The organism is Caldivirga sp., from assembly GCF_023256255.1.
GTDB lineage: Archaea > Thermoproteota > Thermoprotei > Thermoproteales > Thermocladiaceae > Caldivirga.
In genome coordinates this window covers 60921-75151 of sequence record NZ_JAGDXD010000014.1, presented here as the reverse complement: position 1 = coordinate 75151, position 14231 = coordinate 60921, and the positions used below count along the sequence as shown (strand labels likewise).

Sequence of the window (14231 nt, the reverse complement as noted above, 5' to 3'; positions counted from 1 at the left end):
TTACCGCATTCACCTCAATTCCCTTGACACCCTAACTAACGCTTCAGCGGTCCTACGTGTCTCATCCTCGCTAAGCAACACGTGTTGAGGTACCCATATAACCCTCCTACATGCGTCCTCAGTGACAGGTAGGTTTAACCTAGAGTAGTCTGGTAATTTCCAGTAGGATTCCCTAAAGGCTGGTTGCCTGTAAAGCGGCATTGGGTAACCCTCGACAACAACTCCTCCCCTATTATTAACCTCGCTAACTATCCTGGCCTTACCGTACTGCTTAATTAACCTACTGCTAATCCATATTGGGAGGAGGTGGTTTGAACTTGAAACATACGTAGGCGGCTTAACAGGCTTAAAGTCCTCATTACCTTCAAGTAATTCATAAAGTAACCTAGCGTTTCTCTCCCTGACCTTAAACTCATCATCATAGCGTTTAAGCTGCGATAATAGTATTGCTGCCTGAAGTTCAGTCATCCTGAAGTTCCACCCAATAAGCGCATGCATATACCATTCACCGTTTATCTCCCTACCGGCATTATGGTAAGACCAAGCCTTAATGTAGATCTCGTAGTCATTAGTTACAATCACCCCACCCTCCCCAGCGGTCATGTTCTTACTGCTCTGGAAGCTGAAGACACCTGCTTCACCTATAGCCCCAACCTTACGGCCCTTATACGCGGCTCCATGGGCCTGCGCCGCGTCTTCAATTACCTTAGCTCCATGCTTCCTAGCCTCATTAATAACTTCATCAAGTTCAGCGGGTATGCCGGAGAAGTGGACTGGAACCACCAGCTTAATTTTACCATCCTTATCCTGCTCAAGAACTGCCTTAAGGGACTCTACACTAATGTTTAGGGTTTCAGCATCAATATCGACAAAAACGGGTACAGCCCTAAGTAATACACCGGCAGTTGCAGTGGCTATGAAGGTGTATGCAGGTAATGCGAAGTAATCTCCCTCATTTAATCCAACAGCAAGGTAACTTAGGAATAAGCCTACCGTACCACTTGTAACCGCCACCGCGTACTTAGCTTCATGGTACCTTGAGAACTCTCTCTCAAACTCCTCTACAACACCGCCAGGAACCCTACCCCATCGGCCACTCTTAAATGCTTCTAATAAAGACTTCTCATCATCTGGATTAACTGGAGGCCACTTAACCATTACTTAACCTAACTTAGCTTAATTTAATAAAGTTTATCTACAGTGCATTATTCATCTCCTGGTGAAATTAAAAATGACGTGTGATTCATCTTCTTAGGGTTTTACTCCATAAAGCCTACTTGCGTTAATTAATGATATTGCCTCCTTATCCTTATCCTGCACCTTAGATAACTGGAGCTTTAGTATTGAGGACTTAGGATACTTCATCATAAATCCCGTGGATAAAACAAGTCTTGATGCACCATACAGTTTAACTAACTCCTCAATATGATTATAAGGTGCACCTAATACTTGGGAGGATGCAAAGTCTACGTAAACATCACCATTATACAGTGACCTGAGGCTAACCAGGTCATTGTATGAGAAGTGCGATAAAAGTACCCTAAATTCCCCATTTCCTTTATTGGCAAGGTCTCTAAGGGCGTCACTTAATTCACCCAGCATAATCCTATACCTGAAGGCGTAGGCCCTATGCATTTGCCTCAGGTCCTCCAGTAGGTTAAGGATTACGACTGTCCCATGGTTTAGGGCTTCGGTTAGGTTGCTGATTACGTTCCTCTTCATTAACCTATAACCATGGTATATTGGGCTAGTGACGAAGCCTATGTACCCCATTCTACTGTATTCCCTAATCCTCAACTTATCTTCATAATCAGGATTAAAGACCGCTAACTTATGTATACTGCAACTAACATTAGGGTCCTCTTCAGCGAACTCCACGTTAGCCCACCATGGGTCCCTGTGGAATAGGGCTGTTAAATTGAACATTACGCAATGCCTAAAGCCCTCTGAAGCCAGCTTTGAGGCAACAGTATTGGTACTCATTGAAAGGTGCCTAAACGGGTATGCCCCACTCATGCATAATGCATCAATCATGCTTGCTCACCTAGAAGTCTCATGGCGTTCAACCTAAGTATCTTAACCCTAGACTCCTCACTAATCTCCGCGTTCATTATCCTAGCCACGGCAGCTGATATTAATGTATCAGTGGCGAAGAGCACCCTATCGTCACTAAGAACTTTAACCGCCTCCTCCACTGAACCATAATCAGTAACGCTTCCACCTATATCAACGTAAACATTGGGTAAATCCCTAATTCTACTTATGGCGTATTCCCAATCACCACCACCGGTTATGTGCGCCATAATTATTTTAGCTCTAGGGAATCTTAAGGCAAGTGACCTTATGTCATCTGGTTCACTCTCATTAGGTCTAGAGGTTGGGTAAAGCCTGTGGGCAGTGTGAACCAGTATGGGTATGTTGTTCTCAACCGCAACCTCAATTACAGGGTCAACAATACGCTTACTAACCCTAACAGCCCTATACAGTTTAACACCTATAAACCCCCTCTCCCTAATGAAGAATTCAGTCATCTTAACAGCGTCTTGGTTAAGTGGGTTAACGTGAACAAAGCCTCTGACTTCCTTAAACCTTCTTGATAATCCATAAACGAACTCATTTACCCTCCAGACCTCTTCAGAGGATGGTTTAAAACCAGACATGGCATATGGATGATAACTAACCCATAATTGCTCAATACCAAGCATCCTTGAGAGCCTAATCATCTCCTCATTAATGTTCATGTCTGGGTAACAGTGCGTATGAACATCCACCGCGCCACCCAGGTTAATCATTCACTTCACCCCGCTTAAACTAACCACGGCACTTATAATGTTAACTGTGGTTATGAATTCCGGTAAGGCGTAGTGTTAAGTGAATGTTAACCAGTAGTCTTACCTTATAATTACCCATGAGGTTAGGTTTAAATCAGTGCGTGTTAAGAACGACCTATGTCGTCCATAAGAATTGAGGAAGTAAAGGGTGGTGAGGAAGAAAGAAGGAGAATAAGTGTACATAGTCACATTAGGGGACTTGGCGTAGTTAACGGTAAGGTGGAGAAGATTGCGGGGGGTTTCGTGGGTCAGGTTGAAGCCAGAGAGGCCGCTGCAATGGTTGTTAAAATCATCAAGGCAGGTAAGTTCAGCGGTAAAGGCGTACTAATAGTTGGTCCACCTGGCACTGGGAAGACTGCGTTGGCTATTGGGATTGCCAGGGAGCTTGGGGCTGATACACCTTTCGTTCACCTTAATGCTGCTGAAATATACAGCGTGGAGATTAAGAAGACGGAGTTCCTAATGAGGGCCCTTAGAAAGGCCATTGGGCTTAGGATAAGGGAATGGAGGAGGGTTTATGAAGGCGTGGTTAAGTCCATTGAATTCAAGTATGGTAAGCATCCCTATAATCCCTACATTCAAGTACCAATTGGGGCTACGGTTAAGTTGAAGACCACTGATGAGGAAAAGATACTGAAGGTGCCTCAGGAGATTGCCGCACAGTTGATTGAACTAGGAATCAGCACTGGTGATGTTATAATGATTGATGAGGAAACGGGTAGAGTAGTGGTTGAAGGGCAGGCTCAGGGTGAAGGCGAGGAGCAGTATGACATATACGTTAAACATAAGCTTGAGGTACCTAAGGGGCCTGTTCATAAGGAGAAGGAGATAACAAGGTTCTTCACGCTTCATGACCTAGACCTGTATCAGGCTAGGCAACAGGGTTTAGTATCCGCAATGCTCTTTGGAGTATTCACAGAGGAGAAGGAGATACCCAGTGAAGTTAGGAATGCAGTGGATAATTTCGTTAAGGAAACGGTGGATAAGGGTAATGGAGAGTTAATTCCAGGCGTACTCTTCGTGGATGATGCGCACATGCTTGATATTGAAACTTGGGCCTTCTTCACAAAGGCCATGGAGATGGAGATGAGTCCAATAATGATATTTGCCACTAACAGAGGTATAACAAAGATAAGGGGAACTGACATTGAGGCACCCCACGGTATACCACTGGATTTACTGGATAGGTTAATTATAATAAGGACTAGGCCGTATAATGAGGATGAGGTTAAGGAAATAGTTTCAATTAGAGCTAGGGAGGAGGGGGTTAAGTTGAGTAATGATGCGTTGGATTACTTAACTAAAATAGGTGTTGAGAATAGCCTGAGATATGCGATACAATTACTAACCCCAGCCCAGATTAGGGCTAAGGAGCAGAATAGGGATAATGTAACTAAGGATGATATCGAGTACGTTAGGAAACTCTTCCTAAGCCTAAGGGAGAGTGTTGAGTACGTTAAGCAGCATGAGGAATTATTCCTAAAGTAAAATTCACTTATTACCTTTACTACCCTCCTCACTCATCTTCCTTAATGCTCTACCAACCATTATTGATGCGTATATGTGTAGTTTCCAAGTCTCAGGGTATTCACCGTACTCCTTAATTATCTTCCTAGCTAAGTCCCTCAACTCATTTGTTGGAATCTTAAGTCAATCCCCCTAAACTTACCACCAAGCCAATACAAGACACCACCAAGCATACCAATCACAGTAACAGACAATCCAACAAAAACAACAGCATCAACCATAGTTGAATGTGACTAGGGTTACTTTAATATTTTTCGAATAGGGTGAAAACTTTTCAGTAGACTTTAAGGTGTAGGAATTATACATGAGGCAATTGGTTTATTAAACTAGCCCCTCAGTAGATGCTTAGTTGGTGAGTTAGGGTGACTAGGTGGGTTATTAAGTGTGCTCAATGTGGTATGGAGAGGGAGTTGGATGTTGGTTTTGACTTATCTGGGTTAAGGTATAATGTGTATCTTTACTGCCCCAGATGCAGGATGAATACTATGCATAGGGTAATGGGTTACTATGATCCATACACTAAGCAGTATATTAAGGTTAATCAGGCTGATGTAAGTGCAAGCAACATTAATGAATTTGATTAATCTAAGTCAAGTGAATCTAATGCTTCTTTAATGTCCATGAATTGCTTCTATAGCGGGACTACATTATAGTTCTGTTGAACAGCCTCAATTATCCTTAAGCATGATATGTAATCAGTTAAGGTAGCGAAGGGTTTAGTTTTTCCCATAATCGCCTCAAGGAAGTTCTTATCCTCTAAGTAAACTGGTTCCTCACCTTGGTTTACGTTCTTAACCGCGCCATTACTGTAGATTAATCCATGAATTAAATCAGCTACAGTAAAGGTACTTAACCCAACGTACGTGTGTATACGTAGTTTACCTGAATTAACCCACTTAGACTCAATGTTCACTGAGACTCCATCTAGGTTAAGTAGTAGGCTTACGTTATCCCTATTAAGCATTGACTTAGCTATTATTGCCCTCATGGGCCTTAACCTAAATAATGCTAAGTCTAAGTCATGGATTGTTAAATCATATATGACCCCAATGTAGGAGTCAGGGTTCTGCGGTATAACACCAACCCTAACCATTGATAATGCAATAGGCTCCCTTACAATGCTAAAAGCCTCTTCAGCGGTTTTATTAAACCTCTCAACCATTGCTGGAACCACCATGTTGCCGGTTTTCCTTGATTCACTAAGTAGGTTAAGGGCTTCACTTAACTTCACGGTGACTGGCTTCTCAACCATTAAGTGGGCCTTGTTCACTAGTTTAATCGATAAATCATAGTGGGTGGTTGTTGGTGTTGCTATTATTATTGCCTCAGGGTGCTTAATTAGTGCTTCGTCAATGTTTTTAAAAGTCTCATCAGCCCCCATTGATTTAGCGGTATTGAGCCTTGAATCATCAATATCAACAACCATGATATTGTCAATAAGTCCCTCACTTCTTAATCTAACTAACTCCTTAAGGTGAATTGAACCCATCCTACCCATTCCAATTAATGCAGTCTTAACACCCACTTAACAGCACCGTTGAGGGATTAACTATGAGTAATTATTAAGCATTATCACTGGGCTTGACCAGCCGGCTCATTATCCCCCTTACCCTCATTACCCTCCTCAGTCTTACTCTCAATTTGCTTAACCTGAACCTCCTCAGGCGACTTAATCTCAAACCTATCGCTAAGCTTCGCCTCAGGGGGCAGTACCCTAACCCTCACTGAGTAGATTCCAGGCTTAAGTAGTACTGGTATTACGGCCTCCTGAACCTTCTCAAGTGAATCCTGGCCCGCCTTAATCATTATGCCTGTACTGTACTTCTCAAACCTTGAGCGCTCGGTTGTTAATTTACCGCTTATTATTACTTCAGCACCCTGCACATTAGCCTCCTGAAGTTGCCTTAAGGCTATTATGGCAGCCCTCCTGAACCTAATCCCCTTGGCCATTGCGTCAGCTATCCTGAGGGCGACTAACCTAGCATTATACTCAGGGTGTGGTTCCTGTATTACATCTATCACAACGTTATCTAGGTTGAACTTAGACTTAAGTATGTCTGCAAGCGCCTTAACCTGCTGCCCCTTCCTACCTATTATCCTATTCTTCTTCTCAGCAATAATCACAATCCTAGTACCCAGTGTGGTTCTCTGGATTATTGAATCAACGTACCTATTCCTGGTTAAGGCTATGTTAAGGTACTCCTTAATCATCCATTTCTTCTTATTATCATCAATAATCCTCTTATACATCGGTAGCCTCCTTTGCTGAGCAGTGGCCATTACCCCCATAAGTAACTAAGCTTTTTTAAACTTTGTGAATTAACAGTTCATTCCCACACCTAGCGTAGTAGTGGGGTGAATCCTTCTTCGTATTAGTGGTAAGATGTGGCTTAAGTTAAGTTAACAATGTGTTCATCTTCGGTTGCTTTTTGATTCAAGTTAAGTCAACGATCTGGGAAAGATTAATATACCGATTTCGGTTCTCTAAACACATGAGAAGAGACGCAGTTGCAACTCTTATAATTGGATTAATTGCCCTATGGCTTCTTACATCATCAATAAGGGTTATGACCCTACCAGTGTCTTCAAGTTCCCAGGGTGGTGGAGGTGGGTTAAAGGCTCCTGGTATAAGTATACCGGTAATCAATATTACGGTTCCTCATGGTAAGTCGCCAAGCATTAAATTACCTAGCCTAGCTTTACCATCAGTACCCATACCTATGATTATAATTGAATTGCCTCTACCTAACATGACTAGTAAAGCGCCCTACATCAACATTTCACTGCATCCTCAAACCCCGTTAAACCACTTTAATGGTACAGGTACAGGGAAAGGATCAGGGTCAGGTAGTGGTGAGTCTACTCAGCAGTCGCAGAGGGTTAGTATGCCTCAAATACCCACTGCAGTAATACTAGCCATATTGATAGTGGTGATGGTTGCGTCCTCAGTTTTCGCAGCATTATCAATAAGGGGCAAGGGCACCAGGGTTAACGTTGAGGAGGGTGAGGGTGAGGAATCTGTTAAGCTTACTGCCCCCCAGTCTACTGTAGTTAAGGCAAGTAATGAAGTATACGCGGCAACTGAGGTGAGACTTCTACCTAATGAGAAGGTAGAACCATTTAAAGGCTGGGGTGGTGGTCGTTTACTTAAGTTTAATATACCACCTGACTTACCCTTAATCTGGGGTATTAATGAACCCCTTACTTATGAACCAGTGGGTAATATTAATGTGAAGCCTGGTTCAGGATTAGTAATCAATGGTTCCCAGATCACCGCATCCTCTGAGGGATGCTATGAGATTATTGGTGAGTCAGGTGGGGAGACTGAGCGCTTAATGGTTAGGTTTACTGATTACTCTAGGGATGTTGAGAATTTATTCAAGCTTAACGTTCTAGCTAACCTAAAGAATCCCAGTAACCTAACCCCCAGGGAGGCTGTGGCTAAGTTAAGTGAGGATGGTGTAATTAGGAATAAGGCGGAGGCATTAAAAATGACTAGGATATTTGAGAGTGTGTATTATGGTAAAAGAATCATTAGTAGAGGGGAATATGAGAATTACCTAAGGCTCTTATATAGGTCACATAGTGACCCCAAGGTGATTACCTGTGGCTAATAGTTCAGCACAGTCATTAACCAAATACGTGGTTTATTACGTAATATTAATTGTGGTCACGGTAATGTTAGTATTGTTTACGCCAGTAGGCGTATATTTATTATTCATTTTCTTAATACCGATAGCTGGTTCATTAGCGTTAATGCTGGTTAATGACTTAAAGACCATGAGGGGTAAGCCCTGGTTCAAGGGGAGACAGGCTAATGATGCCGCTTACGTTACATTAACATTACTAATGTCCCTAGGATCCTTCCTAGTAATACCTAGTTATGAGGCTAAGGTTGCGTTAAGTTCATTAGTACTATTGGCTGCAGCAGTCATGATTAATAGGCTTGGTACCAGCATCTCACTTACAAGCGTTAATGCTGGTGACTTCCTGAAGAAGCTTTCAACTTCAGTGGCCTTATTCTCACTATCAGCGCTAGTGGGGTTAGGCTACAGGCCCCTCATGTACCCATTCTTAACCTCATCACTAGCCGCCTTAGTATTATCATCAACGGCATTGATTAATGCTCAACCAGGTAGAGGCGTTGGTAATGCAGTACTTTACCTCAGGAATTCCTACGGTAGTATCGTAGCTGCCTTCTTCGGCTTAGGCATATTCTACATGGTGTTAGCCATTCCTAAGTCCCCAATGCTTAATGTTTACGTGTTCGCCGTATCAATATTATTAACACTAGCTCTTGTGGCGTACATAAGCTACAGGGCGTATGTGGCCGCTTCAAGAGATATTGAGAAGATAGTTGAGGAGGTTTATGAGGCTCATAAACGTGAGGTTAAGGTTATTCAAGTACCTGAGCTTAAGTACTTTAATGATGCTGTTGAGGATTTTGTGAAGTATGGCCGTAAGGATAAGTTGCTCGTGTACCTATCATACATGATGGCTAGCGGTGGCTTTGAGTACAATGAGGTTATTGATGTATTATCAAGCTTATTCAATTACCAATACTCACCGGATAAACTCTACGATAGGTTCAGTGTTGAGGAGGAGGTTACTAGGAGGATTAATACCTTAAACGAAGTATTAAGCAGTATGACTCAGTATGAGCAAACCAAGAGTACTTACCAAATTTACGGCCAAGCATCAGCGCAGTAAGCTTACTATCCAGTGAATCATGCATCATGTTCCCAATTTATGGCTATCTTTACGTGTATCGCATTAACCCTTAATGCAGCCCCTTATTTATCATTACGGGCAATAACCTAGCAATCTCTAGTTAACCTAGTTACAGTACCCTGGATTTACAGAGACTAAGCGCTGGATTAATCATGTATTAACCATAGTTAATTGCACACCATTAAAGTATTAATGATGGCTGCGTGAGAATACCTTTATTAGGACGTTTTAAGTCCTAGGCGCGTGGATTTAAAGACCGCGTTTGAGAAGGCGGGGAGCATAATTGATGAGGTGTTGAAGTTTTATGTTGGTGATAGTGAGGTAATATCTAAAATAATAGCCGCAGCCTTAGCTGGTGGTCACATACTTATTGAGGATTACCCAGGCATAGGTAAGACGTTCCTAGCTAAGTTAGTGGCTAGGTTACTTGGTATTGACTTCAATAGGATTCAATTCACCCCCGACCTACTCCCAAGTGATATAGTTGGTACTAAGGTTTGGAGGCAGGATAAGGGTTATTTTGAAACCATAAGGGGCCCTATCTTCGCTAATCTAATACTTGCTGATGAGATTAATAGGGCTCCACCTAAGACTCAGGCCGGTTTACTTGAGGCCATGGAGGAGGGGCAGGTTACCATTGAGGGTGATACCATTAAGCTTCCTCAACCCTTCATAGTTATAGCAACCCAGAACCCGATTGAACTTGAGGGAACCTATCCACTTCCTGAGGCTCAACTGGACAGGTTCATGATTAGGATAAGCCTAGGGTATCCTAGTGATGAGATTGAACTACTTAAGAGGAGGATTAGTTGGCGCACTGATGACCCAACAGTGTATGTTAAACCCATCACTAATGCAGGTGAGTTGCTTGAGATTAGGCAGTACTTAGAGTCCTCAGTGACGGTTAGTGACGAGGTTTTAGGCTACATTTCAAGCTTCAGGACTATTAGGAAGGATCCAAGGGTTTTAGCGGGTCCAAGTCCAAGGGGTATCATATCGTTAATGAGGATGAGTAAGGCAATGGCGTTGCTTGAGGGTAGGGATTACGTAATACCGGACGACGTCAAGAGGGTTGCGGTTGATGTTCTTGGGCATAGGATTGTGCTTAAGCCTGAAGTAACCCTTGAGGGGGTGAGGGGAGAATCCATAGTAGCGGAGTACTTAAGTAAGTTACCTGTACCGAAGTGAGCTAGGGATGGTTAAGGAATCCTCAAAGACAATAATAATACTAAGCACCTTATCAATGGCCACTGCCGCAGTGGCATTACTATCAACAGTTAAACCAATGGTAATTGGGGTGGCTTTCCCCCTAATGTTAGCGGCATTAGCATTAATGATTGAGAATAAGCCACGGGTCAATGCGGTAATTGAGGTTAGTCCAGGGAGAATCTACGTTAATGAGGATGTTGAAGTAAGCGTGAGGGTTAAGGTAACTGGAGGCTACGGTATAATTACGATCAGGGCTCCCCCTAGGCCAGGTAGTACTGAGGCTGAGGGCTTCGAGCTAGTTGACGGCAAGAACGTTCACATAGTTTTTAAGGGATTTAGAGACGTGGAGAAGACCTTTAAGTATAGGCTTAGGGCAGTTAGGAGGGGTCGTTACGAGTTAAGTGTGCTTGATTACACTTACCATGATTTACTTGGTTTAACAACACCCATTGAGGGTCATGTTGATGTCTCAGCATCCGTAGAGGTAATGCCCAGGGTTAAGTTAATAACAAAGGCAACTGGGATAATTAAGCCACGGGAGGCCTTCCCCAGGACCCCATTGTCGAGACTTGGACCATACTCCACTGAATTCAGGTCGGTTAGGGAATACGTATTAGGCGACCCCTATAGGTTCATTAATTGGAAGGCAACAGCCAGGTCCCCTAACGGTAACTTAATGGTTAATGAGTATGAAAGGGAAGGTTTAAGGACAATACTGTTCATTCTCGATTCAGGAAGATGGATGCGTTACGGTACTTGGGAGGAGAATCCACTTGAGTATGGTATACTGCTCATATTATCTTTATCCAGGCTACTGCTTAGGTATAATTATAATGTGGGATTATGGACTACCATGGGTAGGGTTTACCCAAGTTCAGGCATGGGGCATTATTATAAGATTCAAAGGGCATTAATGGGTATTGAGGCTAAGCCAGCCGCATACATAAATGACCCAGCCTTAAGGGTTATGGTTAATGAGACAAGGCCCCTAGTAATAATGGTGACCAGCGTCAATAATGATAATGTGAACTGGTTAAGCGGTTTCCTAAGGTCATTACCTACGTACGGTATTCTTCTTGATATAATACCCCATAGCATAATCATGAAGATGAGCTTACCTGATATTAAGTGCGCTAAGGCATTAGCACTAGATAGGGTGAGGCTGTATGGGTTAATGCCAAGTAGATTCAGGATACTTGCCTGGGACCCTGTTTGCGATGGAATTGGCCCAATTACAGTGAAGGTATTATCCAACATAGGGTGGAGCGTGTGAGGACTCAACTAAGCCTCATGTCAATAATACTACCCCTAATCCCCTATTTGATAGTGTTCCTTTACGGTGACTCAGTAGCTAGGGTTATTTCACTAATCTTCATGGGCTTATCACTAGTCATTGGTGTAGTGGGTGTAATGAGGGGTAATCCCCTTGCTGAGTCATTAATAGCAGTGATATTCATCTCACTAGCTTCAGTATTATCATCCGGTTACCTAGTTTACTCAACCAGTACATACATACTTTACATTAACCCAATTGGATTAACAATGCTTGGTTACTCCATTGGACTTGTTGAATTAGCAATAGTAGCATCCATGATGCTTAGGATGTATAATAGAATGTATGGTGAATTAACAGGCAAGGGCTATAGTGAGGATGAGGTTAAAAGTGAGTTAAGTGAATTCACTAAGAACGTAATGAGCATGTCGTTAATTGTATTAGCAATCTCAATACTAGTCTACCTACTGGTTAGTTCAGTAGCAGTTACCGTTATTGACCCGGTGACGGCCCTTGTAATATTTCTTATAATTTACGTCGTATTACTTAGGTACGTTGTAAGGGTAACGCAGGGTTAATCAATAAGCTATTGATAAGGAGGATTAATGCCTTAAAGTGGATCTGAGCTTCATATCTTGGATGCCTTAGGCCATCAATGTAGAGTAAGCTTAATGGATTATGGGTTCTAGTCTCCTCAATACAGCCAGTGGGGCCAAATAGTGGTGCTGGCTTCATGTTGCTGGAATCGTAAAGTTAGCTAGTTAACGTAAGTGTTTTAAAAGTCTTTAAACTAAAGCCCAATGCAATACTCAGAATTAGATAAGATGCTTTACTCAATTAGAGTTGCTATAACGTTAACTATACCTGACTTGCTTGCCATAATATCAGCCTCAGTGGTGCTAGGATTATTAACCGGCATATACGCTAAGGCTGGTTCAGTAGACTTCATAACAATGGTGATATATGCTGCTTTTCTACTTGCCACAAGTATGTGGCCTTCATTAATAATAGCCTTAACGTACACTCCTGTAATACTTCTTATTTACAGGGGATTTAGTGAACTGGATGCTGCAATTAATCTGAAGTGGGGGAGGATTGGGTCTCTCATTCTCGTGGCCGCCTACATACTATGGGTACTGAACTCAATTCTGGTTACGGCAACGCAGCCTATCTTTCAACCTATAGTGTCGATTTCATCACTTATTAACCGTATACCAACGGGTTCATTCATTGTCATTATGCCGGTCTACGTGTCTATAATAATGGCTATGGCCATGGTGGCTGGTGTCGTAGGAATACTAATGTGTTCGTTCTCATTAATTAAGGTGGGTAAGTTAATTGGCAGTGCTAAAACAGTGAGGAACGCTTCAATAATTATAGCAATCAGTATTGCCCTTGGGATAATACCAATAGTAGGCATTGTACTATTATTAATAGGATTATCTTTAATGTTACGTGGACTTAAGGTAATGATTTAAGGCACTAGAACCTGCCGGGCAGTTACCCTCGCGTACCTAAGATTATCAAGAGCGTCATTAGCCTCCTCAAGCTTCATTACTTTGGTAACAAGAGGCTTAATTTTACCACTATCAGCAAGCCTCATAACACTCATGAAGTCACTTAGGTTACCTGTTAAGCTACCCATTATTTGTATTTCCCTTTGAGTAATGTAAGGTGCATGGTAAATTAAGTCACCACCATATAGACCAAGGATGATGTACCTACCTAACTTATCTAATGCATCAATATACGTACCTAAGGTTTCACCTGAACCCACAGTATCAACTATGACATTAACCCCCCTGCCGTCTGTAATTTTCTTAATATCATCAATGACGCCGCCTCTACCGTTAATTATGAAATCAGCCCCGGCTTTCTCAATCTCCTTAAGCGCCTCCTCCCTAACATCAATACCAATAACGATGGCGCCCATGGCCTTAGCGATTTGAACAGCCATAGTTCCTAAACCACCCCCAGCACCTATTACAGCAACGTACTCAGACGGCTTAACCTGAGCCTTCTTAACTAAGGCCCTGTAGGGGGTTAAGCCTGCACAGGGTAATGGAGACGCGTTAACAGTATCAAGGTTCCTTAACCTATAAAGGTACTTGTAGTGTGGAATTAAAACATACTCAGCGAAGCCACCATCAACGTTTTCACCAATTTTAATAGGATGCTCACATAATTGCTCCTCACCTAGTTTACAGTAGTAGCAGGTTCCGTCCCCTATCCATGGATCAACAGTAACCTTATCCCCCTCTCTCACCCCCTCTACCTTATCCCCAATAGCCGTTACAGTACCAGCAATCTCATGGCCAGGGGTTACTGGTATTCTTAAGCCAAGGGCCTTAACATCAATCTTACCGAACCTACCATCAACGAAGTGGACAACACTATGACAAACCCCCGCACCCTCAACCTTAATTAAAACCTCAGTACCCTTAGGCTTAGGTATTGGAACCTCCTGAAGTTGAAGAGGTTTACCAAACTCCACAAGCCTCATTGCACGCATAAAATCAGGCATACTAACTATTATTAATGAAATTTAAAAGCATTACACCATAGCCAGTGAGTAATTCAGTAGTATTCAGCACCTATAGGGATTCTCATTAATGATTTAAGTTAGTTCATTATACTCTAGTTAAGGGTTCATTAATATT

16 protein-coding genes are annotated in these 14231 nt (G+C 42.5%); 8 read left to right on the top strand and 8 right to left on the bottom strand.

The genetic code is table 11. From position 1 onward, the window contains the following. Positions 1 to 9: 9 nt before the first annotated feature. The 3 genes from Q0C29_RS02235 to Q0C29_RS02225 form a co-directional block, all read right to left on the bottom strand. On the bottom strand, positions 10 to 1158 hold the full coding sequence (locus Q0C29_RS02235) for a DegT/DnrJ/EryC1/StrS aminotransferase family protein (RefSeq protein ID WP_291999032.1): 1149 nt from the start codon (positions 1156 to 1158) through the stop codon (positions 10 to 12). Positions 1159 to 1251: 93 nt separating this feature from the next. Continuing rightward, complete coding sequence (locus Q0C29_RS02230) at positions 1252 to 2034, bottom strand: hypothetical protein (RefSeq protein ID WP_291999031.1); 783 nt, start codon at positions 2032 to 2034, stop codon at positions 1252 to 1254. Beyond that, a complete protein-coding gene (locus Q0C29_RS02225) occupies positions 2031 to 2792 on the bottom strand; it encodes an amidohydrolase family protein (protein WP_291999030.1) in 762 nt (253 codons plus the stop codon). The genes Q0C29_RS02230 and Q0C29_RS02225 overlap by 4 nt, the downstream gene beginning before the upstream one ends. A 156-nt stretch (positions 2793 to 2948) precedes the next feature. On the opposite strand from Q0C29_RS02225, the gene Q0C29_RS02220 reads away from it, so the two are divergent. Next, the gene (locus Q0C29_RS02220) at positions 2949 to 4319 is read left to right on the top strand and encodes a RuvB-like helicase (protein WP_291999029.1); all 1371 of its coding nucleotides are present in this window, start codon (positions 2949 to 2951) and stop codon (positions 4317 to 4319) included. Between the two features lie 3 nt (positions 4320 to 4322). On the opposite strand, the gene Q0C29_RS02215 is transcribed toward Q0C29_RS02220, so the two are convergent. Together Q0C29_RS02215 and Q0C29_RS02210 are read right to left on the bottom strand one after the other, a co-directional pair. Beyond that, the gene (locus Q0C29_RS02215; RefSeq protein WP_291999028.1) at positions 4323 to 4460 is read right to left on the bottom strand and encodes a hypothetical protein; all 138 of its coding nucleotides are present in this window, start codon (positions 4458 to 4460) and stop codon (positions 4323 to 4325) included. Further along, positions 4457 to 4579: a hypothetical protein gene (locus Q0C29_RS02210; RefSeq protein ID WP_291999027.1), complete on the bottom strand. Its 123-nt coding sequence runs from the start codon at positions 4577 to 4579 to the stop codon at positions 4457 to 4459. The genes Q0C29_RS02215 and Q0C29_RS02210 overlap by 4 nt, the downstream gene beginning before the upstream one ends. A gap of 141 nt (positions 4580 to 4720) precedes the next feature. On the opposite strand from Q0C29_RS02210, the gene Q0C29_RS02205 reads away from it, so the two are divergent. Beyond that, complete coding sequence (locus tag Q0C29_RS02205) at positions 4721 to 4942, top strand: hypothetical protein (protein WP_291999026.1); 222 nt, start codon at positions 4721 to 4723, stop codon at positions 4940 to 4942. Positions 4943 to 4989: 47 nt separating this feature from the next. Here the strand turns inward: Q0C29_RS02205 and Q0C29_RS02200 are convergent, their stop codons facing one another. Together Q0C29_RS02200 and Q0C29_RS02195 are read right to left on the bottom strand one after the other, a co-directional pair. Next, positions 4990 to 5883 carry a Gfo/Idh/MocA family oxidoreductase gene (locus Q0C29_RS02200; RefSeq protein WP_291999025.1) on the bottom strand — a complete coding sequence of 298 codons (894 nt, stop codon included), beginning with the start codon at positions 5881 to 5883 and terminating at the stop codon, positions 4990 to 4992. A 47-nt stretch (positions 5884 to 5930) separates the two neighbouring features. Further along, a complete protein-coding gene (locus tag Q0C29_RS02195; RefSeq protein ID WP_291999024.1) occupies positions 5931 to 6638 on the bottom strand; it encodes a 30S ribosomal protein S3 in 708 nt (235 codons plus the stop codon). Positions 6639 to 6850: 212 nt separating this feature from the next. On the opposite strand from Q0C29_RS02195, the gene Q0C29_RS02190 reads away from it, so the two are divergent. From Q0C29_RS02190 to Q0C29_RS02165, 6 genes are all read left to right on the top strand, one after another. Beyond that, on the top strand, positions 6851 to 7972 hold the full coding sequence (locus Q0C29_RS02190; RefSeq protein WP_291999023.1) for a hypothetical protein: 1122 nt from the start codon (positions 6851 to 6853) through the stop codon (positions 7970 to 7972). Continuing rightward, on the top strand, positions 7965 to 9068 hold the full coding sequence (locus tag Q0C29_RS02185) for a hypothetical protein (protein WP_291999022.1): 1104 nt from the start codon (positions 7965 to 7967) through the stop codon (positions 9066 to 9068). Before Q0C29_RS02190 ends, Q0C29_RS02185 begins: the two co-directional genes overlap by 8 nt. Before the next feature lie 264 nt (positions 9069 to 9332). After that, on the top strand, positions 9333 to 10277 hold the full coding sequence (locus Q0C29_RS02180) for a MoxR family ATPase (protein ID WP_291999021.1): 945 nt from the start codon (positions 9333 to 9335) through the stop codon (positions 10275 to 10277). 7 nt (positions 10278 to 10284) lie between these two features. Then, positions 10285 to 11571 carry a DUF58 domain-containing protein gene (locus Q0C29_RS02175; RefSeq protein ID WP_291999020.1) on the top strand — a complete coding sequence of 429 codons (1287 nt, stop codon included), beginning with the start codon at positions 10285 to 10287 and terminating at the stop codon, positions 11569 to 11571. Next, positions 11568 to 12149, top strand: coding sequence for a hypothetical protein (locus Q0C29_RS02170; protein WP_291999019.1), 582 nt, complete (start codon positions 11568 to 11570; stop codon positions 12147 to 12149). The genes Q0C29_RS02175 and Q0C29_RS02170 overlap by 4 nt, the downstream gene beginning before the upstream one ends. Before the next feature lie 222 nt (positions 12150 to 12371). Next, complete coding sequence (locus tag Q0C29_RS02165) at positions 12372 to 13049, top strand: hypothetical protein (RefSeq protein ID WP_291999018.1); 678 nt, start codon at positions 12372 to 12374, stop codon at positions 13047 to 13049. Here Q0C29_RS02165 and Q0C29_RS02160 read toward each other — a convergent pair. Further along, entirely contained in the window at positions 13046 to 14083 is a 1038-nt protein-coding gene (locus tag Q0C29_RS02160) for an NAD(P)-dependent alcohol dehydrogenase (protein ID WP_367173602.1), read from the bottom strand. The genes Q0C29_RS02165 and Q0C29_RS02160 overlap by 4 nt on opposite strands. Positions 14084 to 14231 lie beyond the last annotated feature (148 nt).